Consider the following 21,443-nt stretch of genomic DNA (forward strand, 5'->3'; position numbering starts at 1 on the left):
ATGGACTTCATTGCCGAGCTGAGCGGGGAGCTCGAAACGCTGTACCGGCTGGCATTTGGTTTAGCGCTCGGTCTTCTCATCGGCGCCGAGCGCGGCTGGGAAAGGCGCGAGGCGGCGGAAGGGCGGCGTGTCGCGGGTTTCAGAACCCATGGGCTCCTCGCGCTCGCGGGCGGTATTACCGCGCTGCTGGCCGAGCGGTTCGGTGCTTGGGGCGCCGTTTCTTTTGGTCTCGCGCTATTCGGCATCATGATCGTGCTCACGGCGGGGTATCGGGCGGAGACGCGCCGCCTTGAAGATGTGGGCATCACCTCGCTCGTTGCGGGTATTCTCAGTTTCCTGTTCGGTGCGCTTGCCGGTATCGGCGAGGCCGCGATCGCGGCGCCCGCCGCCGTGCTGACCGCCCTGGTGCTCAGTTTCAAACCGGCGCTCCATAGGGGCCTGGCGGCGGTCAGCGAGAAGGAAATGAAGGCCGGGCTCGTTCTTCTCCTCATGACGGTGGTGCTCCTGCCCATCTTGCCGAATGAAGGCTATGGGCCTTACGGCGCGCTCAACCCGTTCGAGATTTGGTGGATGATAATCCTCATCTCGTTGATTTCCTTCGCAGGCTATCTCGCCATGAAGCTTGCGGGTGCGCGCGCCGGGGCCATGCTGACGGGGCTCTTTGCGGGGCTTGCCTCATCGACGGCGCTGACGCTGCATTTCTCCCGCGCCGCGCGGGCCCGCGAAGCGCCGCCGAAAATTCTAGGCAGCGGCATCCTGCTTGCCTGCGGAACCATGTTTCCGCGCATGCTTGCGGTGGCCACGCTTCTCAATCCGGCGCTGCTTTCAAAATTACTGCCGCCCGCGCTCATTATGGGCGGTGTGGTGTTCGGCTTTGCCGCTTATCACTGGGTCATGTTGGAAAACCGGGAAGGCCGGCAAAGCGCGGTGGTAGGTAATCCGCTTGAGCTTAAATCGGCGCTCGGCTTCGGGCTCCTGCTTGCTCTGGTCATGCTGGGCAGCGAGGCGCTGCAGGATCTGGCAGGTAATGCCGGGGTGCTCATTCTCGCAGCCGCTTCCGGCATCATGGATGTCGATGCGATCACGCTTTCTCTCGCCCGCCAGGACGGCGCCCAGATGACGCTGGAACTTGCCGCTGCGGGGATCGTGCTCGCCGCGAGCGTTAATACGGCGGTGAAAGGGGCGGGTGCCGCGCTGATCGGCGGGCGCGCGCTTGTTGCGCCTGTCGCCGTGCCGCTCTGGATCGCGGCCTTGCTCGGCTTGCTTTATGTCTGGTGGCAGACGGGTACGGCGCTCTAAGGGGTCGTTTGGAAGGGCAGCGCTGCGATTGAGCCCGTGTGGCCGGCGACATCGCGCTTGGCAAAATAATGCGCGGGAATGGGGTCGGATTTCGTGAAATCACCGAAGCCCGCATTCAGATAAACCACATGCTCGCCGCTTGCGGGCAGATAAGCGCGCAGATCGTCCGCTTTGTCCCCGTCCATATCGGTGAGGGACACATGGGCAAGCTGCTTGGCGCCGGTTTCCAGGAGCGCCGGATCGCGCAGCTGGGCGGGCAGCGCGTCGGTTGCATCGTAAAAGACACCCGAACCATCGTTCACGAACAAACGCACGATGCTTTCATCTTCCAGATAATCGACCATCTGTGCCTGGGTGCCGACAAGCACATCCATATCGCCGTCCGCGTCGATATCGCCGGTCGTCATGCCCCAAACCTGCCAGCGCGGGTTTTGCCAGGCGGCATGGTCGGGCACCCCTTCTTCGGTCGCCTCATGAAAGCGTCCGTCCTTGCCGGAGAGCCAGAGCATCAGCGCTTCGCCTTCGGTAGCGCCCGAGCCCATGAGAATGTCGTCGCGCCCATCCATGTTGAAATCGGCAATACGCACGAAAGCGGGCACTTTCAGCATTTTACTTGCGGCGATGAGCGCGCGCGGCTGCAGCGAGCCATGCCCGTCGCCCGCATAGATGGTGGGCAGGCGGTCGGCATAAGGGTGCTTGCTGTTGCTGTCGCGCCAGAAGACCAGCCGGTCCTTGTTACCATCGCCGGTGAAATCGCCTTCATATGCGGCGGCAGGGGCAAGGGCGCTGTGCGGCGCGGGCGGCAGATCGTTGAGAAGCCGCGTGCTCGTCTCCGGCGTGCTCAGCGCGGCAAGCAGAGCGGCGGGGCGCGGGGCCTTCGGTTTGGCGGCAGGTTCGGCGTCAAGCACTATGCTGGGCGCGCCTTCAATGGCGGCGGCTTTGACCGGCACAGATTCTTCCTGCGGGGCAGGTGCGGTTTTGCTTTCGGCAAGGGCAGCGGCCTGCGGGCCAGGTTCCGCCGCAGTGTCGGCCTTGGCTGTATGAGTGGCCGGGGGCGCGCTCACTTCTTCCTTCGCCGCAACTTCTACGGCGGGGGTTTCTGCTCCAGCGCTTTCCGTTTCGACCGGATCTTCAGCGGGGGCGGGTGTTTCAGCTGCCGCAAGGATGGGCGCGGCAGGTTCTGCCGTTTCCGGTTCCGCGTTCTCTTCCGGTTTTGTCAGGAAGCCGGCAATGGCCAGCGCGTCTTCCGGCGTCCAGCCCGGCGCGGCTTTTTCCGCTTTCGGTGCGGGCCGGCTTTCCGGTTCCGGCGTTTCGATGGCCGCTTCGGCCAAGGCGGTGGCAGTGGGGGGTTCGGCTTGCGCTGGGGCAGGGTCCTGAGCAGGCGCGGCTTCGGCCTTCAGGGCAGGCTCCGCCGACTCGGGTTCTTCGGCCACATCCAGCGGGGCGGGAGCGGCTTCGGCAATGCGTTTAGGCGCAGGCGCTTCCGCCACTTGCGCGGCGGGCTCTTCAGCGGGCGCGTCTTCAGCGGGCGTCTCGACGGGTGCGATTTCGGCGGTTTTCACCGGCAGCGCGGGAACCGGTTCCAGCGGCGCGGGGGCCGGTGCTTCGGCTGTTTCCTGGACCTCTGCTTTTTTCAGAGGCGCTTCTTCGGCGCGCGCGAGCTGAGGAGCAGGAGCGCTGCCGGGCAGGCGCACTTCATCGAGACCGCTGGCGGGCCGGCTGGGGCCGCTTGCCTGCAAGGCAAGCTCGTCCATCAGGCTGAGCGTTTTGCCGGCCGCAACGGGAGCAGAGGCAGTTACTTTCCAGCGGTCGGCAGCTTCCGCTTCTTCCGCGCTCGGGGCATCGGGCGCAATGGCGGGAACGGCGGCTTGCTTAGGCTTGCCCGCCGCTTCTTTTACATCCGCGTCCTTGGGCTCCGATGAGTTGCGGTCCAGAAAGGCGGAGGAGAATACGCGCGCCAGCGCATCGCTTGTCTCGCGCGGTTCGTCTTCGGCAAGGCCGATGCGGGGTTTGAGAGAAACCCGGGCCCGTTTTTCTTCTGCCGTTTCGCTGGGAGCAGCATCGGCGATGTCCTGAGTGCCGGAAACTTCAGGCTCGGCCTCTACAGGAGCGGCAGCCACAGGTTCGGTAGCAAGAGGCGCAGCGGCGGCATAGCCCGACGGCGCGCGCACGCTGTCTCCGCCCGGAAGCTGTACGAGCTCCCCGGCATGGGCCGGCGCCAGAATTGTCAGGGCGAGCCAAGAGGCTGAAACCGCCAATCGAGAGTACCTGCGCATCGCGGGCCTCGCTAAACCGAAATCTAGCTTTAATCTTGCGCCTTATTTGCTAATGGCCGGTAAATAAAGGATTTTTGCAAATTGGGAGGGGTGTGAGGGCTTGGCTGGCAAGGGCAAAAGGTTAACGCTGAGATAACGCTCAGGGCTTGCAAAGCGCATTTCTGTGCCCAAATAAATTGCGTTGCCGGAGCGCCGCCCTGCGGGCTTTGGCTAACTGGCCTGAGGCGCCGTTTTTGCGGGCCTGGGCACGAGCCGCTTAGAAGGGCCAAAAGCTAATTGGCTCAAGGGCTTGTGGAGAAAGGACAGAAGTAATGACGCGTGTGGCGCAGTTTGGAAGCCCTTTCATGCTGGGCTTTGACGAGGTCGAGCGGATGCTCGACCGGGTAACCAAGAATTCCGGCGACGGCTATCCCCCTTACAATGTCGAGCAGCTCGGCACGGAAGATGGTCTTGATCTGTGCATCACCCTGGCTGTGGCCGGGTTTTCCGCCGATGAGCTTTCCATCACCTTGGAGGACAAGCAGCTCGTTATTCGCGGGCGTCAGGAAGACGATGGCAGCCGGGCCTTTTTGCACCGGGGCATTGCCGCGCGCCAGTTCCAGCGCGCCTTCGTCCTCGCCGATGGGGTGGAAGTGACAGGGGCGGAGCTTGCCAACGGACTGCTCTCGATACGCCTGCACCGGCCCGAACCCAGCAAAGTCGTGAAACAAATAGAAATTGCCGTGCGTTGATTGAGTAAGGCGCGGCGATCCCGGAACTGCGCGCAAGGCCCAAAACTGCGCATGAGGCGAGCGGCGGCCGGCGGGTTCCATTCGATGACGCCCATAGGGGTCATCCGTGAAAGGAGTAAGTCATGTTTGATGTCGGTAAAAACGGAAAGACACAAGAAAAGCAGGTCTGGCAGACCTTGCCGAAAGACGATTTCGCCAATATCGGCATGCCCTCGCTGGTTTATGTGAAACCGGTCAAGGCAGCGGAACTCGCGGGCGATCTCGGCGGGGATGTCGAGATCGATGTCGCGCCGGACAGCACGCTTTACGCCGTGCATGCGGCAAACGGCTCGCGCATGGCTGTGCTCGATAGCCGCGAGGCTGCCTTTGCCGGCGCTGTGCAATACGACCTCGTGCCGCTGAGCGTGCACTGACGGGCTCAAAGCGATTAAAGCAAAAGAAAACGGGCGCAAGCGGAAGCTGCGCCCGTTCTTTTAAGCGAATATCTGGAGCTTAGGCGACCGTCGTGGTCGAGGCGCTGGGCTCGGTCAGAAGCGCATAGAGCGCTTCGTTGCTTTCCGTCGCCCGCAGCTTTTCCACCATCTTCTGATTGCGCAGCAGACGCGAAATGCGCGCCAGAGCTTTGAGATGGTCGGCGCCCGCGCTTTCCGGCGCCAGCAGCAGGAAGATCAGATCGACCGGCTTTTCATCCACGGAATCGAAATCGATGGGATGATCGAGCCGGGCGAAAAGACCGTGCAGCTTGTCGAGCGAGGCGAGCTTGCCATGGGGAATGGCAATGCCCTGGCCGACGCCGGTAGAGCCCAGCCGTTCGCGCTCGAGCAACGTCTCGAAAATTTTCCGCTCATCCAGTTCGGTAACCTGCGCAGCCTTGGCGGCAAGTTCCTGAAGAGCCTGCTTTTTGCTGGTGACTTTCAGATGGGCGATAACGCCTTCCGGTACCACCAGGTCCTGCAGATCCATGATCCGATTCCTGTTCTGTCCTTGTGTCCGGCGTTGATGATGCCGGGCGGTTACAAGCTGTTCGGCGGCGCCGCGGGAAACCGCATGCCTTGCCGGGAGAAGAGACATCTTCAGCTTAGTCCTCGTTCGGTTTCCGGCTGGCATCTATCCAACCGACATGACCATCGTCGCGCCGGTAAACAAGGTTGATGCCGCCATCCCCATTCCGGAAAATCACGAAAGGAGATTCGGAAATATCCATTTGCATGACCGCGTCGCTGACCGAGAGCACCGGCACTTTCGTGGTGCCTTCGGCAATGACGATCGGGTCCGTCTGATCCGAATGGTTTTCTTGTTCTTCTTCTTCGCGCTCCGCAGCCAGAACGAAAGTCGGCGCGTCATAAGCGGGAAGAGGTGATTTCTGTGTGTTGTGGTGGTCTTTCAGCCGGCGCTTGTAGCGGCGCAGCCGTTTATCGAGCCGTTCCACGGCGCCGTCGAAGGCGGCATAAACTTCCGAGGCATCGTTCTGCGTATTCAAAGTCATGCCCGAGCTCAAATGCACGGTGCATTCGGCGCGGAAACCATGGCCTTCGCGCTGGAAGGTCACATGCGCATCGACGGGCCGGTCGAAATACTTGCCGACACTTGCTTCCATGCGTTCGGAAACATGAACGCGCAGCGCATCGCCCACATCGATATGGATGCCGGTTACTTGAAGCTGCATGGTGACCTTTCCGGGCAAATTTCGTTCATCCGGCCCAACACTTGTTTACGTTTCGAAGGGCTTGCGCCCCCTGCGTCAGAACCGGATTTTGACCCCGCCCCGTGTGGAGCGGAAGGGACACTAGTGAGAGGTCTGCCGGGTGTCAACAAAAGTACCTCCCAAGGTTAATTTCCTTTTTGGTACAATAGCTTACGTATCTTTGGCGCCTATGCGAAGGCCTTCTTTTCCCGCCTGCGCTGGACTGAGGATGGAATGCGTAGCGCCTCGCGGTATTTGGCCACCGTGCGCCGGGCAATGTCCATCCCCTCGCTTTTCAGAATATCCACGATCGCATCGTCGGAAAGCACGGCATTCGGTGCTTCCGCATCGATGAGTTCCTTGATGCGGTGGCGTACCGCCTCGGCCGAGTGCGCCTCGCCGCCGGAGCTTGAGGCGATGGACGAGGTGAAGAAATATTTCAGCTCGAAAATGCCGCGCGGGGTCGCCGCATATTTGTTCGAGGTGACGCGGCTGACCGTCGATTCGTGCATGGAAATCGCATCGGCCACGGTTTTCAGATTGAGCGGCTTGAGATGGCTGACGCCATACATCAAAAAGCCGTCCTGCTGCCGGACGATCTCGCTCGCCACTTTCAAAATCGTGCGGGCCCGCTGGTCGAGGCTTTTGACGAGCCAATTGGCATCGTTGAAGCATTCGCTGAGATAGGTTTTCGATTTCTCATCCGCCGACGCGGCCTTTGAGACTTCATTGTAATATTGCGTGTTCACGAGCACGCGCGGCAGCGTTTCGGCATTGAGCTCGATTGCCCAGCCGCCATCGCTCTTCTGGCGGATAAAGACATCCGGAATGACGGGCGAAGACGGCGTGTCGCCGAAAGCATGGCCCGGCTTCGGGTCGCAGCTTTTGATGTCATCGATGAGACACTGAATGTCGTCTTTGTCGATGCCGCAAACCTTCATCAACTGGGCGAAATCGCGTTTGGCGAAGAGCTCGAGATTTTCGAGGAAGCTCTGCATGATCGGATCGAGCCGGTCTTTTTCCGCAAGCTGCAGCGACAGACATTCGGCGAGATTACGGGCGAAAACACCGGTCGGCTCGAACGTCTGCAAAACCTTGAGAACGGTTTCGGCTTCTTCCATGTCGATGCCGAGCCGCTCCGCCGTATCTTCCAGGCTTTCCTGCAGATAACCCGCTTCGTTTACCTGATCGATCAGATAGGCGCCGATGAAACGCTCGCGCGCATTGAGCGCGCTCATGTTGAGCTGTTCGCTCAAATATTCTTGCAGGCTTTGCTCGCGCGTCAGGCGGCTTTCGAAATCGTCTTCGCCGTCGAAACCGCCGCCGGCGCTTTTGACCTGATGCCAATCGGAGCTTTGCTGGCCTTCCGCCGAGGCGGTTTTGTCGGCCACGGCTTCATCCGCATAGACATTGTCATAATCGGTATCGAGGTCGGAATTATTCGTCGGCAGCGCATTGTCTTCGCTGAGCGTCAGGGAGGCGGGATCGGGCGTGTCCCAATCATTGTCGGGGGTAATCTCGTCGGGCTCGTAATCGTCCGAGGCCCGTTCCGGTTCGCCTTCCTCGCGCGCTTCTTCCAGAAGCGGATTGCGCTCCAGCTCCTGTTCCACATATTCGGTAAGTTCGAGATTGGACAGTTGCAGCAGCTTGATGGCCTGCTGCAGTTGCGGCGTCATTACAAGCCCTTGGGCTTGCCGCATTTCGAGCCGTGGTTTCAGTGCCATGGTGCCCCGTCCCTACGCCCGCTCACCGCTACAAACTGAACCTGTCCCCGAGATAAAGCCGGCGCACATCTTCGTTCCCGACGATCTCGGAGGGTTTACCTTCCATGAGCACCATACCGTCGTGAATGATGATGGCGCGGTCGATGAGTTCCAATGTCTCGCGCACATTGTGATCCGTGATCAGTACGCCGATCCCTCTGTCTTTCAGATGCGCAACGAGTTCGCGGATATCGCCGATGGCGATGGGGTCGATCCCCGCGAAAGGTTCGTCGAGCAGCATGAAGGAGGGATGGGTTGCCAGCGCCCGGGCAATTTCCACACGCCGCCGCTCGCCGCCCGAAAGGGCGATGGAGGGCGTGCGCCGCAGATGCGTGATCGAAAATTCGGCGAGCAGGTCGTCGAGCATCTGCTCGCGCCTGTCGCGGTCCTTTTCCACTACCTCGAGCACGGCGCGGATATTCTCCTCCACCGTCAGGCCCCGGAAAATGGAGGCCTCCTGCGGCAGGTAGCCGATCCCCAGCCGGGCACGGCGATACATCGGCAGGGCGGTAACGTTCTGCCCGTCGAGTTCGATCATGCCGTAATCGGGGGAGATCAGCCCCGTGATCATGTAGAAGACGGTGGTTTTGCCAGCGCCGTTCGGACCAAGAAGACCGACCGCTTCACCCCGGTTCACGCCAAAGCTGACCCCCCGCACGACCGGGCGGCGTTTGAAGCTTTTGCCGATTTTACCGACCACAAGGCCGGAAGTGCTGGCGACGAGACGCGGCCCGGTCTCTTTTTCGAGGCCTGGCCGGGCGCCGCCAGAGGCGGGTGATATGTCGGTTCTTGAACTCATCCGCCCCCATCAAACGGCAGTTGGCATTAAAATTGTATGAAATATAAAATTAACCAAGAGAAAATCACGGATTGGAGGGCTGAAACAACCCCTTAACCCGTCCGGAGCCGCCTTCTTCGCCGCTTGCAGCGCCCGCATCGACCCGCGCTTGACCGGTGTTGAGGTCGATAAAGAGTTTTTTGCCACGGATGACATTAGGCCCCTGCCGCAGCACCACATCGTCGCCCATATTGATGACGCGCTTGGCGGTATAGTAAATCGCCCAGTTCCCGTCGGCCGATTGGTCGTTTTCGGAGAGAATATGGACATTGCCGCGGGCATTGATCTGCGTGATCTCGTTGCCGCCGCCGGCCTTGTCCGCATAAGTCACGATCAGCCGGTCGGAGGTGAGCTGCATCGTGTCCTGAACCGCATGAACCGAGCCGATAAAGGTTGCGGTTTTCTGATTCTGCTCCACTTCCAGCGAATCGGCCTCGATTTCGATGGGGGCGTCCGGATTGTTGGAAAATCCGCCGAGAAGTCCGCCGCTTTCCTGCGCCTCGCCCTCTTGGGCTGCGCCTTCTTGCGCCAGTGCATCAGGGACGGGCAGGGCGAGCGCCAAGGAAAGTGCCAGGCTGAGGGCAGCCGTGCCCATCGTGAAAGCGGGAATGAGCCGGTTTTCCGCAGCTTTGCCGGTCTGGGCGCTGCCTTGCGCTTTTTTCATGCTGTCCTGCCCCATAAGTGTCATTCCCCGCCGCTGAAGATGACCATTTTTACCCCGCCCGTAAAGCGGATGGTCTTGCCGTTATTTTCCGCTTCCATGCCGTTCGACTGCAAAGTGCCGAGGGGGCCCTGGCCATAGACCGGCGTGTCGCTCTTCAAGGTGCCGTGTTTGAGATCGATGGTGGCCGTTGCCGCGCGCACCCGGTAGCCGAGATCGGAAAAGACCCGGATATTTTCCCAAAGCTCGATCTCTTCCATATCCGTGTTGAGAAGCCCGTAGCGGGAAGAAAGAGACAGCCATTCGCCGTCTTCATTCAGAAGGAGATCGGCCTCGACTTTTTCGAGGGTGATGCGGTTCGGGTTGTCGGGCGCCTGGGTCGCCGTCTCCGCGATCACCGTATAGGGCCGGCCTTTATTGTCGACGCCGGTCATGCGCGGGCTGACCATGCGCCTGTCATCGTCCACCGTCTCGATTTCCTTGAAGGTGATGGCGAGCTTGTCGCGGCTGTCGAAAGTGCCGGAGGCGACGAAGACCGAAATCACGATCAGCACCGCGCCGATAGGCAAGAGCCATTTCATCAGCGAGACGAAGCGGCTGTAGCGGCTGCGGGGCAGATGGTAGGAAGAGGTGGTCATATTGCTCATCGAAAAAGCCCGTTCCGCATCCCAATAGGCGCCGGTAAAGCTGAACGGAAGCTGAGAGCGCCTTTATTAATGAGCAAAAATATCCTCATCCGGCCAGCCCGCCAAATCCAGCGATGCGCGCACGGGCAGAAAAGCAAAGCAGGCCTTCGCATATTCCATGCGTCCCTCGCGCTGCAGCATCATATCGAGCTTTTCCTTCAGCGCATGCAGGTGCAAAACGTCGGAGGCGGCATAGGCAAGCTGCGCCTCGCTCAGCTCGTCCGCGCCCCAGTCGGAGCTTTGCTGCTGTTTGGAAATCTCAACGCCTGTGAGCTCGCGCGTCAGGTCTTTCAGCCCATGCCGGTCCGTATAGGTGCGCACCAGTTTCGAGGCGATTTTCGTGCAATAGATCGGCGCCGTCACGACCCCGAGATAGCGCTGCATCACCGCCACGTCGAAACGGGCGAAATGGAAAATCTTTAAGACCGAGGGATCGTTCAGCAGCCGGCGCAGATTAGGGCAGTCATAGCGCTCCCGGTCCATCTGCACCACATGGGCGGTGCCGTCACCGGCGGAAAGTTGCACGACGCAGAGCGGATCGCGGTGAGGATTGAGGCCGAGCGTTTCGGTATCGATGGCGACCGAGCCCTGAAACGTGACGCTGTCCGGAAGGTCGCCTTTGTGGAGTGTAATGCTCATAAAGTCCCAGATGCTGGAAATGTGCGCGTTGGCGCGAATTCTATAGGGGCAGGATGCAACCTGCCGGAAAGCCCGAACTTAATACGCTTCGCGGCCCGATGCCATAAGCAAGCCGGGATTAATGCCGCCGGAAATGTCTGAAGACCGGTATTCGGGGAGGCCGGTTCATGACCGGCCGGATGGTGCCCAGGAGAAGACTCGAACTTCCACGCCCTTACGGGCACTAGCACCTGAAGCTAGCGCGTCTACCAATTCCGCCACCTGGGCTTAACCGGGGCACTGTTAGAGCCAGTTTCAGGTCTTGTCAATGGAGTGATTGGGCAAAGCGGCGAATTTGCGGGTGAAGGGGGAGCGGCGCCTGCCTGCGGCTTTTCAGGCAAATGACGCGGCGCGCACGCGGCCTCTGTACCGCGCCCGCCCCTTGCGCTATCAAGGGCAAGAATAGCTGCCCGGAAGGGCCGAATGCGCGTAGCAAGCAAACACGTATCCAGCAAAGAAGAGACAAGGCATGCGACAGGTTGAGCCCAATAAATTGATCACCGTATTCGGCGGGTCGGGTTTTATCGGCCGCTATGTGGTGCAGCTTCTGGCGCAAAAGGGATACCGGGTCCGCGTTGCCGTGCGCCGCCCCAATCTGGCGCTTTATCTGAAGCCGCTGGGCGATGTCGGCCAGATCCAGCTTTTCCAGGCTAATATCCGCGATGCCGTCTCTTGCCGCGCGGCGCTTGAAGGGGCCGACGGCGTGGTCAATCTCGTCGGCATCTTGCAGGAAGGCGGCGCGCAGCGTTTTGCCAGCGTCCAGGCCGCCGGCGCCGGCCTCATCGCCAAGCTGGCGGGCGAGGCGGGCATCACGCGCTTTGCCCATGTCTCGGCCATCGGTGCGGATGAGGAAAGCGCCTCGGAATATGCCCGCACCAAGGCGCTGGGTGAGGAAGCGGTGCTGAAAGCGGTGCCGACGGCAACGATCCTGCGCCCTTCCATTGTCTTCGGCCCGGAAGATGATTTCTTCAACCGCTTTGCTGCCATGGCGCGCCTCAGCCCGGCGCTGCCTTTGATCGGTGGCGGCGAAACGCGCTTCCAGCCCGTCTATGTAAAAGACGTGGCGGCGGCGATCCTGGCGGCGCTGGAAAATGACGGCGCCCGCGGCAAGATTTATGAACTGGGCGGCCCGGAAGTTTTCAGCTTCAAGGAGCTGATGGAGCGCATGCTGGAGGAAATTCGCCGCAAGCGCGTGCTCGTGAGCCTGCCGTTCGCACTCGCCAAGCTGATGGGCCATGTGGCTGGCATTCTGCCCAATGCGCCGCTGACCGCCGATCAGGTGGAGCTGTTGAAGACCGACAATGTCGTCTCTGACGAAGCGCGCGAAGAAGAGCGCACGCTGGCGGCGCTCGGCGTGCCCGCAACCGGTCTTGATTCGGTGCTCAGCACCTATCTCTACCGTTTCCGCCGTACCGGCCAGTTCGAGCGCCGGGAAGCCTGACGGGCTTAATAATAGATCCAGCCAAGCAGGACCGCGCCGAGCAGCAGCCGGTAAATGACGAAGGGTGTCAGCGTCATATGCTCGAGCAGGCGCATGAAGGCGGCGATCGTGGCGAAGGCGGCGATCGCGGCAAGCCCCGCGGCAATGCCCATGTCATAGCCGAGCGCCACATCGCCGAGCTGCACCACTTCATAAATGCTGGCAGCAGCCGCGCCGATAATGGTGGGAATGGACAGCAGCATGGAAAACCGCGCCGCATCTTTGCGCTCATAGCCCAAAAACCGCGCCATGGACATGGTGACGCCCGCCCGGCTGGCGCCCGGAATGAGCGAGAAAACCTGCGCGATGCCGATGGCGAGCGCGCCGCCCGTTTCCATATGTTCCAGGCGCTTGACGGTCATCCCGATCTTGTCCGTCGCATAAAGGATGACGGCAAAGAAAAGATTGGCCCAGGCGACGATCTCCGCCCCGCGCAGCGAGCCGACAATGCCCGAGCGCAGCACGAAAAAACCGGCAATGACGGCGGGCAGCGTGGCAATGATCAGAAAAAGTGCAAGGCGGCCGTCCGGCGTCACGCGCCCGCGCAGCAACAAAAGAAAGCCTACAATCATCTGCCAGACTTCCCGCCGGAAATAGGCGATGACCGCCAGAAGCGTGCCCATATGAACGGCAATGTCGATGAGAATACCCTGGTCGGACCAGGAGGTCAGCTCGCCGATCAGATTGAGATGGCCGGAAGAGCTGATCGGCAAAAACTCCGTAATGCCCTGCACAAGGGCAAGAACGATAAGCTGCTCAATGGACATGAAAAAGGGTGTTCCGGAGGTGGACAGATGCGCCAGCATATACCAACTGCCTCGTGCTTGGCCATGCAGGAAAACCCAAGGGCGGGCTAAGATTAATGACGGCCATGGCCGAGAGGACGCAGGGCGCGCTATATATTCTCCTGTCGCATAGCCGTTATGAATGCGAAGGCGGAGGCATCGGCCCCCGCGCATAGATCGAAGGGTGAGGGGTCATGAATATCGGTAAGGTTGCAGAGCTCTCGGGCGTTCCGGCCAAGACCATCCGCTATTATGAAAGCATCGGCCTGACGCTGCCGCCCGCCCGCTCTGAAAGCGGCTACCGTACGTATGCAGAAGAAGACGTGCATATGCTCAAATTCGTGGCGCGGGCCCGCTCGCTCGGTTTTTCTATCGACGATTGCCGGGGGCTTCTGGCGCTCTACCGGGACAGGGGCCGGGCGAGTGCCGACGTGAAGCGTATTGCCGAGGAGCATATCGGCGAAATCGAGCGAAAAATTGCCGAACTGCAATCGATGCGCACGGTCTTGCGCCGGCTTGCCGAAAAATGCCATGGCGATGACCGGCCCGATTGCCCCATTCTGGACGAGCTTTCCGGCTGACAGGCGCCTGAAACGCGCCCGAAATGCTCTTGGCTTCCGGCCTGCGCGGGGGCGGTGTACAAGGGCGCGCCCACAAGGTATGCCGGAACGGTAGCGATGCGGTTTTGAGGTGAGTTTTTATGGATCAGCTTTTTCATCTTCCCATTTCCCCGGCCTGCCGGAAGGTGCGCCTGGCGCTTGGTGAAAAGGGCCATGAAGTGGAACTGGTGGAAGAGCGCGACTGGGAAGGCCGGCGCGAGTTTCTGGCGCTCAATCCGGCAGGCGAGGTGCCGGTGCTGCTGGAGGAAGGTGGCCGGGCGATCTGCGGGGCAACGCCGATCGTGGAATTTCTCGAAGACAGCGTGCCCGACCGCCCGCTTTTGCCGGGCGATGCTTATGCCCGCGCCGAAGCGCGCCGGCTTGCCGAGTGGTTCGACAAAAAATTCGCCGAAGAAGTGAGCCTGCCGCTCATCCATGAAAAAGTGACGAAGCGTTTCATGAGCGCGGTGGAAGGCGGCGGCTCACCCGACATGGCGGTGGTGCGCGCCACGCTTTATAATGTGCGCTATCACCTCGATTATATTTCTTATTTGATGGAGGACCGGCGCTGGCTGGCGGGCGAGGCGATGAGCCTTGCCGATATTACCGCCGCTGCGCATCTGTCCTGCCTCGATTATATCGGCGATGTGCCCTGGTCGCAGTTTCCCCAAGCCAAGGAATGGTATGTGCGGCTGAAATCGCGCCCCTCTTTCCGCGCGCTGCTGGCCGACCATGTACCCGGCATGCCGCCGCCGCGCGTTTATGCCAATCTCGATTTTTGACGAATGCCATGACGACGCCCGTCCGCCCCGAAACGACCGCAGAAATGACCGGCGAAAAGAGCGCCGAACTTGTCCGGCGGATCGGGGAAGCGGCGCGCGAGGCAGGTTTCGATGCGGTGCGCCTGGTGCGCGCGGCCGACGTGCCCGACCGGACGGCCTTTTTGCGGGGCTGGGTCGGCGCGGGCCGGCATGGGGAAATGGGCTGGATGGAAGAAACGGCGATCCGCCGCGGCCATCCTTCATCGCTCTGGCCGGATGTCAAAAGCATCATCGTGCTCGGCCAGAATTACGGGCCAGAAGAAAACCCGCTCCCCGATCTTGAGAAGAAAGAGCAGGGGACGGTCTCCGTCTATGCCCGCCATAAAGATTATCACGATCTCATCAAGAAGCGGTTGAAGCGCATCGCCCGCTGGCTTGTCGCGGAGACGGGCTGCGAGCTGAAAGTCTTCGTGGATACCGCCCCAGTGATGGAAAAGCCCTTGGCGGAAGCGGCAGGGCTCGGCTGGCAGGGCAAGCACACCAATCTCGTCTCGCGGGAATTCGGCTCCTGGCTCTTTTTAGGCTCGATCTTCACGACGCTGGACCTGCCCGCCGATGTCCCGGAAAAAGATCATTGCGGTTCCTGCCGCGCCTGTCTCGACATTTGCCCGACAAAGGCGTTTCCCGCCCCTTACGAGCTCGATGCGCGCCGCTGTATTTCCTATCTGACGATCGAGCATAAGGGGTCTATTCCGCTCGAATTCCGCAAAGCCATGGGCAACAGGATCTATGGCTGCGATGATTGCCTTGCTGTCTGTCCCTGGAACAAGTTTGCCGCGCAGACCGGCGAGGCCGCGTTTCATCCGCGTGAAGCGCTCAAAGCGCCGCTCCTTAGCGAGCTGATGGAACTGGACGATACTTCTTTTCGGGAAATGTTTTCCGGCTCGCCCATCAAGCGCATCGGGCGGAACCGTTTCTTGCGCAATGTGCTGATCGCGGCGGGCAATTCAGGTGCGCCGTCTTTGCTCGCCCCTGTCCGCGCGCGGCTTGAAGATGACGCAAGCGAGGTGCGCGCCATGGCGGTCTGGGCGCTGGGGGAGCTCGCTCCGGCAGAAGAAATAAAGGCGCTGAAAACGCGCTACTTGCCGCGCGAAAAAGAAGAGACGGTGCGCGCGGAATGGGCGCTGCTTGATTGATCAGTTCGCGCCGGTCGCGGCGCTTTCTTGTGTCACATCCATCTGTGCGAGATAGGCGCGGGCAGCTTCTGCCTCCGCGCTGTCTTCTTGCGCATTGGCTTGCACATAAAGCCAGTCTTCCCGCGCGCCGTCCTTGTCGCCCATTTCCTCGGCAATCAGCCCGCGTTCGAGCCTGAGGAGCAGGGGGGCGGCACCTGCGCTTTCGGCAGCGGCAATATCGCGCCGGGCCGCTTCAAGCGCGCCTGTCTGACGTCCGGCTCTTGCCCGCAGGAGATAAATTTCCCCTTCTTCCGGGGCAAGCTCGGCGGCGCGGCTAAGATCGGTAATGGCAAGCTCCGCCTCGCCGCCCAGAAGATAGGCCCGCCCGCGTGCGGTCAGAAGGGCCGCATTTTGAGGATCAAGATCGATACCGGCGCTATAAGCGGCAATGGCGCGTTTGACGTCGCCATGTTTCAGCCAGCTCGCGCCCGCCTGCTGCAGAATGAGCGCGCGCTCTTGCGCCCCGCCCGCATCCGAGCGCGCGGCAAGCTGTTCGAGCCGCGTGGCCGCCGCGTCGTAAAGTTCGAGCTTGGTAAGCGCCAGAATGCCGCAATGAAGCGCTGCCGCCCCGCCACCTTCGTCGCCCCAGCGCAGGGCGTGGTCATAGGCCGTATCGGCATCGCGCGCCACAAGCTCGACGCAAGCCTCATAAGGCCCGGCGTGAGCGGCGCTGACGGTAAAAAGCAGGAACATGGCTGGAAGAAAAGGCAAAGAACGCATAGGTCTGGTATCGTTGTTCGAGCAAAGCCCGGATGGGCAAGGAGAGTGGATGCCGCAAAAACGGCTTTTCTGTGTTGGCTTCGGTTTCAGCGCCGCGCATCTGGCGGGTCTCTTATTGGAAGAAGGCTGGAGTGTAGCAGGCACCTGCCGGTCGCAGGAAAAGAAAGCGCGTCTTGAGAAAGACGGCATCGAGGCTTTTGTCTTTTCCCCCGATGAGCCGCTCAAGGCAGGCGCACTGGAAGGCGCGACGCATCTTCTGGCCTCCGCCCCGCCGGAAGAGGCGGGCGATCCTTTTTTGCGCCGCCATGAAGAGATGGCGCTTGAGGCCGCGCAGAGCCTTGAATGGGCAGGCTATCTTTCCACCACCGGCGTTTACGGCGACCGGCAGGGAGGCTGGGTGGATGAGGAAAGCGCGCTCATGCCCGATACCGCGCGGGGCAAGAAGCGCCTTGCGGCGGAGAAAGACTGGCTGGCTTTCGGGGAAAAGAGCGGCATGCCGGTGCAGCTCTTCCGCCTTGCCGGTATTTACGGGCCCGGCCGCAATCAGCTGACCTCGCTGAAAGAGGGAAAGGCCCGGCGCATCGTCAAACCCGGCCAGGTCTTCTCGCGCATTCATGTGGAAGACATTGCGCGTATCCTCAAAGCCTCCATCGCCGCGCCGCACGCGGGCGCCGCTTATAATGTCTGCGATGATGAAGCCGCCCCGCCGCAGGATGTCATTGCTTATGCCGCAGAGCTTCTGGGCCGGGCGCCGCCGCCCGAAATTCCTTTCGAGGAAGCCGCCCTCTCGCCCATGGCGCGCAGTTTTTATGAAGACAGCAAACGCGTCTCCAACCGGCGCATCAAGGAAGCGCTGGGCGTCACGCTGCGCTATCCCACCTACCGGGAAGGGTTGAAGGCGCTTCTGGATGCCGGGGCCTACTAGCCCGCCTTCTCCAAGGTGCCGAGAATGTCATCGAGGGTGCGTTCCAGCCGGGCAAGGTCAGCAGGTTCGGAAAGCCGGTGATCGCCGCTTTTCGACAGCGTCAGCACCACGTCCTCGCTTTCCAGCCTGTCCATGAGCTGCAGTACATGCGCATAAGGTACATCCGGGTCCGCCATGCCTTGCAGGATGCGGATAGGGAAGGTGAGCGGAATGGGCTTGTCCAGCAGAAGATGATTGCGGCCTTCCTCGATCAGCTTCAGCGTGATTTCGTTGGGCTCATCCGCATAAGGGGTGGGCTCGAGATAGATGCCTTCCTCCAGCAGCGTCTTTTGCACCTCGGCCGGAAAGCCTTTCCACATCAGCTCTTCGGTGAAGTCGGGCGCGGGCGCGATCAGCACCAGGCCCTTGACCTTTTCCGGGCGGGCCAGCGCGGCGAGAAGCGCGATCCAACCGCCCATGCTCGAGCCGATCAGCACTTGCGGACCTTCCGACAGCGCATCGATGGCGGCCAGCGCATCTTCCTTCCAGCGCCCGATCGTGCCCTCGCGGAAGACGCCGCTTGAGGCGCCATGGGCGAAATAATCGAACCGGAGATAATGCCGCCCGCGTGCCCTGGCATAAGCGGCAATCGCTTCGGCCTTGGTGCCCGTCATGTCCGATTTGAAACCGCCGAGCCAGGTGAGCCCGATGCGCCTCGGCGCAGGCGTTTTCGGCGCCTCGATGAGATAAGCGATTTCCTCGCCATCAGGCCGGGCAAGCTTGCGGGGCTGGGGAAGTTCGGTCATGGTGCACTCGTTTTGGAGGATTGTTGCGGGCCGCCTCTTTGATCCTGAGGCTCTTCACTTAAATGAGAATAGAGGCGGGGATCAAGCCGCGCGCGCCCGCGTGAAGGAAAACCCCGTGAAGGGAAACGCTGTGTCATCTGTCTTTGAGGGGATCAAGCCGCCAACCGTCTTGCAAGTCGTGCCCGCGCTGGAAACGGGCGGCGCCGAGCGCACGGCGGTGGATATTGCCCGCGCGCTCGTCGAGGCCGGGGCAAAGGCGCTGGTCGCCAGCCGCGGCGGGCGCATGGTGGCGGAGCTCGAAGCGGCGGGCGCTACTCATATCGAGCTTGCCGTCCATTCCAAGAACCCTGTCGTCATGGCGCTGAATGTGGAGCGGCTGACCCGTCTTGCCGCCAAGCATGGCGCGGACATTATTCACGCCCGCTCGCGCGCGCCCGCCTGGAGCGCCCTTGCCGCGGCGCGCCGTCTCCATCTTCCTTTCGTCACCACCTATCACAACAAGGTGCATGAAAGCCCGCGCCTCAAGGTCTTCTATAATTCCGTCATGACGCGCGGCGCGGTGGTGATCGCCAATTCCCATTTCACCGCCGAGCGCATCCGCAAGGTGCATGGCGAGGATCGCGCCCGCATCGTCACGGTGCCGCGCGGCATCGATATGGCCCGCTTCAATCCAGACCGGATCGACCAAGAAAGGATCAAGGCTATGCGTCTTTCCTGGCGCGTGGCGGAAGATGACACGGTCTTTCTGCTGCCCGCACGCCTTACGCGTTGGAAGGGGCAGACAGTGGCGCTGGAAGCGCTGGAAAAACTGAAGAACATGTCCGATGCCCCCTTCCGTCTCGTTCTTGTGGGCGATGCGCAGGGGCGCGATGCCTATGAGGCGGAGCTGAGCGCCATGATCTCGCGGCTCGGGCTGCAGGATCATGCCCGCCTGGCCGGCCACTGCGAGGCGATGGAAGAGGCTTATGCGGCGGCCGATTTCGTCATCGCCCCCTCGCTTGAGGCCGAGCCTTTCGGGCGCACCCCTGTTGAGGCGCAGGCTATGGGCCGCCCGCCCATCGTGGCCGATCATGGCGGGGCGCGCGAAACGGTCATCACGGCGGATGAAGATGCGCCGACGGGCTGGCGCGTGCCGCCCGGCGATGATGTGGCGCTGGCCGGTGCCATGCTGGAAGCGCTCTCGCTCGATGCCAAAAGCCGGGCGGAAATGGCGGCGCGCGGCAAGGCGCATGTGGCTGCTCATTTCTCCCTCACCGCCATGGCGGCGGCGACGCTGAAAATCTATGCCGACCTGATGCGGCGGCAAAAGCCTGAATGAGAGCGCCTGTCCTTTTGATCCGTCTTCGCCCCTGGGAGGAGGCGCAGTGGGAGGCGGTGCGCCAAAAGCTGGAGGCGGCCCATCCTGGCGTGTCCATCTGGCTTCTCAGTGCCGGGCAGCCGCTTCCCCCTTGGGCCGGGTCTTTCTTCCATGAAATCTGGCAGGATGGGCGCCCGCGCGGTCCCGGCCGCTGGCTCTCTTTGATGCGGCGGCTTTCCTGGGGAAGCTTTGCCGTGATCTATGACGGGGAGGGCGAGGGCGGCGCCGCGCAAATAAAACTCTGGCGCATTCTCGTGCGCCCGGCGCCCGAATGGCGGCGTTTCACGCTTCAAAACGGCGCAGATTAGGTCTTTTCGGGCACAGAGCGGCGGAAATCGGCGGCGCGCCTGCCGTTAACCTCTTGATATCTTGACTTGCACTGACGAGCTCTTAATCCTAAAGACGGTCAACGACGGGCTCTCGGGGCACGCCGGGGTTTGGCGTTTTTCAAATGCGCCGCCCATTCCGGCCATCTGCCCCTCAAAGGTAAGACCCGCAAAACGAAGGAGGTTTTCATAGCTCGCAGACCCCTACCCGCGCAGCCGGCCCAGCAAGGTCCTCGTGTAAACGATGCGATCAAGGTTCCGGACGTAATGCTCATTGGCGCCGAGGGCGAAAAGCTCGGTGTCGTTCCCGTGGAAGAAGCGCTGAGACTGGCAGATGAAGCTGGCCTCGATCTCGTTGAGGTCGCGCCGACTTCGAAACCGCCTGTATGCAAGCTGCTGGACTACGGCAAGTTCAAGTTCCAGGCACAAAAGAAGGCTGCCGAAGCCCGCAAAAAACAGAAGACCGTCGAAGTCAAAGAAGTGAAGATGCGTCCGAACATCGACACCCATGACTATGAAGTGAAGATGCGCAACGTGAAGCGGTTCTTCGATGAAGGCGACAAGGTCAAGGTCACGCTGCGTTTCCGCGGCCGTGAAATGGCGCACCAGGATCTGGGCATGGCGCTGATGAACCGGGTGAAGGACGATGTGGAAGAGATCGCCAAGGTCGAGCTGCATCCCAAACTCGAAGGCCGCCAGATGATCATGGTGCTGGCGCCGCGCTAAGACGCGCCAAAGCGTAGTTAAGAACGGAAGGGCCCGGCATTGCCGGGCCTTTGTGTTTTTGGGGGTGGAAAGCCTTAAACGAGGCGGGCCAGCCGGTCGGGCCGGTCCGTCAATATGGCATCGACGCCGAGCGCCAGAAGCCGCTCCATCTCTTTTTCTTCGTCCACCGTCCAGCACGACACTTCAAGGCCGAGCGAGCGGGCAATGCCCATCGTCTCATCGGTTACATCGCCGTGCCAGGCAAACCAGCCATCGGCATTGCCGCGGGCAATGGCCTTGAGCAGCTTTTCCGCAAAACTTTTCCCCTCTTCTTGGCGCCAGTCGCAGGCACCGAAGAAATGCGCGCCTCTGGCCGAGGCTTCCCGGAACCAGCGGTCCTCCGGCGTGTCATTGGCGCGGGAGGGGTGTTCCGGGTCGATGCGGAAAAAGGGAATGGTGGTAAAGGCGGTGCGGGACGGGCTGATCTCCTGCGCCCGCAAGAGCCCCGGCCAGTCGAAGGAGACATAGGTCACCTGCGCCTCAAGTCCGTACTCTTTCACGAGCGCACAGGCCGCATCGGCAAGAACGCGCGGATCGGCGCCGTTATCCGGCTCTTCAAGCTCAGTCTTGAGCTCGATATAAAGCCGAAAGCCGGGCGCCGCTGCCGTTTTGACCAGCTCCAAAAGCTCCGCAAGGGCGGGAATTTTTTCACCGTCCAGAGCTTCCTGCTCAGGGTAGTGGGCGCCGTAGGTTGAGCCGGGGCGCAGCCGGCCGACATCGAAGGCCTGCAGCTCTTCAAAGCTCAAATCTTTCAGCCGCGGGGTAGGGCGCGTCAGCCAATTACCGTCCGCCCCCCGCGCTATCGCCGGTTTCAGCGCGCCGTCATGATGGATGACCAGAACATTGTCGCGGGTCAGATGCACATCAAGCTCGAAGCCGTCCACCCTATCAAGCGCACGGGTAAAAGCGCCCATCGTGTTTTCCGGCCATAGCCCGCTGCCTCCGCGATGCGCGATCTTGAGCATGTTCTCTCCTGCCTCGTCAGGTATTTGTCTAAAATCCGGGCAAGACTACTGCAGGTGCAAAGCTCTGTCTTGCGGGTTTCGTGAAGATGAGTTTCGCGCCTAAGCTGCTATACTTGTCGCTCAA

The 21,443-nt window shown here is 61.3% G+C and carries 23 protein-coding genes and 1 tRNA gene; 11 read left to right on the forward strand and 13 right to left on the reverse strand.

Annotated features, from left to right (window positions below):
* Positions 1–1,299, forward strand: coding sequence for an MgtC/SapB family protein (locus ACOQOT_RS01475; protein ID WP_420560621.1), 1,299 nt, complete (start codon positions 1–3; stop codon positions 1,297–1,299).
* Here the strand turns inward: ACOQOT_RS01475 and ACOQOT_RS01480 are convergent.
* A complete protein-coding gene (locus ACOQOT_RS01480; RefSeq protein WP_420560622.1) occupies positions 1,296–3,557 on the reverse strand; it encodes an FG-GAP-like repeat-containing protein in 2,262 nt (753 codons plus the stop codon). The genes ACOQOT_RS01475 and ACOQOT_RS01480 overlap by 4 nt on opposite strands.
* Positions 3,558–3,886: 329 nt before the next feature.
* On the opposite strand from ACOQOT_RS01480, the gene ACOQOT_RS01485 reads away from it, so the two are divergent.
* Both ACOQOT_RS01485 and ACOQOT_RS01490 read left to right on the forward strand, forming a co-directional pair.
* Positions 3,887–4,306, forward strand: a complete 420-nt coding sequence (locus ACOQOT_RS01485; RefSeq protein WP_420560623.1) for an Hsp20 family protein — start codon at positions 3,887–3,889, stop codon at positions 4,304–4,306.
* 122 nt (positions 4,307–4,428) lie between these two features.
* Positions 4,429–4,719 carry a DUF1150 family protein gene (locus ACOQOT_RS01490; protein ID WP_420560624.1) on the forward strand — a complete coding sequence of 97 codons (291 nt, stop codon included), beginning with the start codon at positions 4,429–4,431 and terminating at the stop codon, positions 4,717–4,719.
* A 79-nt stretch (positions 4,720–4,798) separates the two neighbouring features.
* Here ACOQOT_RS01490 and ptsN read toward each other — a convergent pair whose 3' ends face one another.
* From ptsN to ACOQOT_RS01530, 8 genes are all read right to left on the reverse strand, one after another.
* Positions 4,799–5,269 (reverse strand): PTS IIA-like nitrogen regulatory protein PtsN, encoded by a 471-nt coding sequence (gene ptsN, locus ACOQOT_RS01495; protein ID WP_420560625.1) that lies wholly within the window; start codon positions 5,267–5,269, stop codon positions 4,799–4,801.
* Between the two features lie 115 nt (positions 5,270–5,384).
* Positions 5,385–5,972, reverse strand: coding sequence for a ribosome hibernation-promoting factor, HPF/YfiA family (gene hpf, locus ACOQOT_RS01500; protein ID WP_420560626.1), 588 nt, complete (start codon positions 5,970–5,972; stop codon positions 5,385–5,387).
* A gap of 206 nt (positions 5,973–6,178) precedes the next feature.
* Entirely contained in the window at positions 6,179–7,714 is a 1,536-nt protein-coding gene (gene rpoN / locus ACOQOT_RS01505; RefSeq protein WP_420560627.1) for an RNA polymerase factor sigma-54, read from the reverse strand.
* A gap of 28 nt (positions 7,715–7,742) precedes the next feature.
* On the reverse strand, positions 7,743–8,552 hold the full coding sequence (lptB, locus tag ACOQOT_RS01510; protein ID WP_420560628.1) for an LPS export ABC transporter ATP-binding protein: 810 nt from the start codon (positions 8,550–8,552) through the stop codon (positions 7,743–7,745).
* 64 nt (positions 8,553–8,616) lie between these two features.
* The gene (gene lptA / locus ACOQOT_RS01515) at positions 8,617–9,255 is read right to left on the reverse strand and encodes a lipopolysaccharide transport periplasmic protein LptA (protein WP_420560629.1); all 639 of its coding nucleotides are present in this window, start codon (positions 9,253–9,255) and stop codon (positions 8,617–8,619) included.
* 20 nt (positions 9,256–9,275) lie between these two features.
* The gene (lptC, locus tag ACOQOT_RS01520; protein ID WP_420560630.1) at positions 9,276–9,899 is read right to left on the reverse strand and encodes an LPS export ABC transporter periplasmic protein LptC; all 624 of its coding nucleotides are present in this window, start codon (positions 9,897–9,899) and stop codon (positions 9,276–9,278) included.
* A 66-nt stretch (positions 9,900–9,965) separates the two neighbouring features.
* On the reverse strand, positions 9,966–10,577 hold the full coding sequence (locus tag ACOQOT_RS01525) for a ribonuclease D (RefSeq protein ID WP_420560631.1): 612 nt from the start codon (positions 10,575–10,577) through the stop codon (positions 9,966–9,968).
* A gap of 180 nt (positions 10,578–10,757) precedes the next feature.
* A tRNA-Leu gene (locus ACOQOT_RS01530) sits at positions 10,758–10,844 on the reverse strand.
* A gap of 241 nt (positions 10,845–11,085) precedes the next feature.
* On the opposite strand from ACOQOT_RS01530, the gene ACOQOT_RS01535 reads away from it, so the two are divergent.
* The gene (locus tag ACOQOT_RS01535; protein ID WP_420560632.1) at positions 11,086–12,057 is read left to right on the forward strand and encodes a complex I NDUFA9 subunit family protein; all 972 of its coding nucleotides are present in this window, start codon (positions 11,086–11,088) and stop codon (positions 12,055–12,057) included.
* 5 nt (positions 12,058–12,062) lie between these two features.
* Here the strand turns inward: ACOQOT_RS01535 and ACOQOT_RS01540 are convergent, their stop codons facing one another.
* Positions 12,063–12,863, reverse strand: a complete 801-nt coding sequence (locus ACOQOT_RS01540; RefSeq protein WP_420560633.1) for an undecaprenyl-diphosphate phosphatase — start codon at positions 12,861–12,863, stop codon at positions 12,063–12,065.
* 212 nt (positions 12,864–13,075) lie between these two features.
* Between ACOQOT_RS01540 and cueR the strand changes: the two genes are divergently transcribed.
* The 3 genes from cueR (at position 13,076) to queG (ending at position 15,437) form a co-directional block, all read left to right on the forward strand.
* Complete coding sequence (cueR, locus tag ACOQOT_RS01545; protein ID WP_420560634.1) at positions 13,076–13,462, forward strand: Cu(I)-responsive transcriptional regulator; 387 nt, start codon at positions 13,076–13,078, stop codon at positions 13,460–13,462.
* A gap of 119 nt (positions 13,463–13,581) precedes the next feature.
* Positions 13,582–14,262 carry a glutathione S-transferase family protein gene (locus ACOQOT_RS01550; protein ID WP_420560635.1) on the forward strand — a complete coding sequence of 227 codons (681 nt, stop codon included), beginning with the start codon at positions 13,582–13,584 and terminating at the stop codon, positions 14,260–14,262.
* Between the two features lie 8 nt (positions 14,263–14,270).
* Entirely contained in the window at positions 14,271–15,437 is a 1,167-nt protein-coding gene (gene queG / locus ACOQOT_RS01555) for a tRNA epoxyqueuosine(34) reductase QueG (protein ID WP_420560636.1), read from the forward strand.
* Here the strand turns inward: queG and ACOQOT_RS01560 are convergent, their stop codons facing one another.
* Positions 15,438–16,196 (reverse strand): tetratricopeptide repeat protein, encoded by a 759-nt coding sequence (locus ACOQOT_RS01560; protein WP_420560637.1) that lies wholly within the window; start codon positions 16,194–16,196, stop codon positions 15,438–15,440.
* A 49-nt stretch (positions 16,197–16,245) separates the two neighbouring features.
* Between ACOQOT_RS01560 and ACOQOT_RS01565 the strand changes: the two genes are divergently transcribed.
* Positions 16,246–17,121, forward strand: coding sequence for an SDR family oxidoreductase (locus ACOQOT_RS01565; protein ID WP_420560638.1), 876 nt, complete (start codon positions 16,246–16,248; stop codon positions 17,119–17,121).
* Here the strand turns inward: ACOQOT_RS01565 and ACOQOT_RS01570 are convergent.
* Positions 17,118–17,906: an alpha/beta hydrolase gene (locus tag ACOQOT_RS01570; RefSeq protein WP_420560639.1), complete on the reverse strand. Its 789-nt coding sequence runs from the start codon at positions 17,904–17,906 to the stop codon at positions 17,118–17,120. The genes ACOQOT_RS01565 and ACOQOT_RS01570 overlap by 4 nt on opposite strands.
* A 130-nt stretch (positions 17,907–18,036) precedes the next feature.
* On the opposite strand from ACOQOT_RS01570, the gene ACOQOT_RS01575 reads away from it, so the two are divergent.
* From ACOQOT_RS01575 to infC, 3 genes are all read left to right on the forward strand, one after another.
* A complete protein-coding gene (locus ACOQOT_RS01575; RefSeq protein ID WP_420560640.1) occupies positions 18,037–19,224 on the forward strand; it encodes a glycosyltransferase family 4 protein in 1,188 nt (395 codons plus the stop codon).
* Positions 19,221–19,571 carry a hypothetical protein gene (locus ACOQOT_RS01580; protein WP_420560641.1) on the forward strand — a complete coding sequence of 117 codons (351 nt, stop codon included), beginning with the start codon at positions 19,221–19,223 and terminating at the stop codon, positions 19,569–19,571. The genes ACOQOT_RS01575 and ACOQOT_RS01580 overlap by 4 nt, the downstream gene beginning before the upstream one ends.
* Before the next feature lie 285 nt (positions 19,572–19,856).
* Positions 19,857–20,315, forward strand: a complete 459-nt coding sequence (gene infC, locus ACOQOT_RS01585) for a translation initiation factor IF-3 (RefSeq protein ID WP_045446185.1) — start codon at positions 19,857–19,859, stop codon at positions 20,313–20,315.
* A gap of 74 nt (positions 20,316–20,389) precedes the next feature.
* Here the strand turns inward: infC and ACOQOT_RS01590 are convergent, their stop codons facing one another.
* Positions 20,390–21,319 carry a glycerophosphodiester phosphodiesterase family protein gene (locus tag ACOQOT_RS01590; protein ID WP_420560642.1) on the reverse strand — a complete coding sequence of 310 codons (930 nt, stop codon included), beginning with the start codon at positions 21,317–21,319 and terminating at the stop codon, positions 20,390–20,392.
* Between the last annotated feature and the right edge of the window lie 124 nt (positions 21,320–21,443).

The sequence above is a fragment of the Tepidicaulis sp. genome, from assembly GCF_965222285.1.
Lineage (GTDB): Bacteria > Pseudomonadota > Alphaproteobacteria > Parvibaculales > Parvibaculaceae > Tepidicaulis.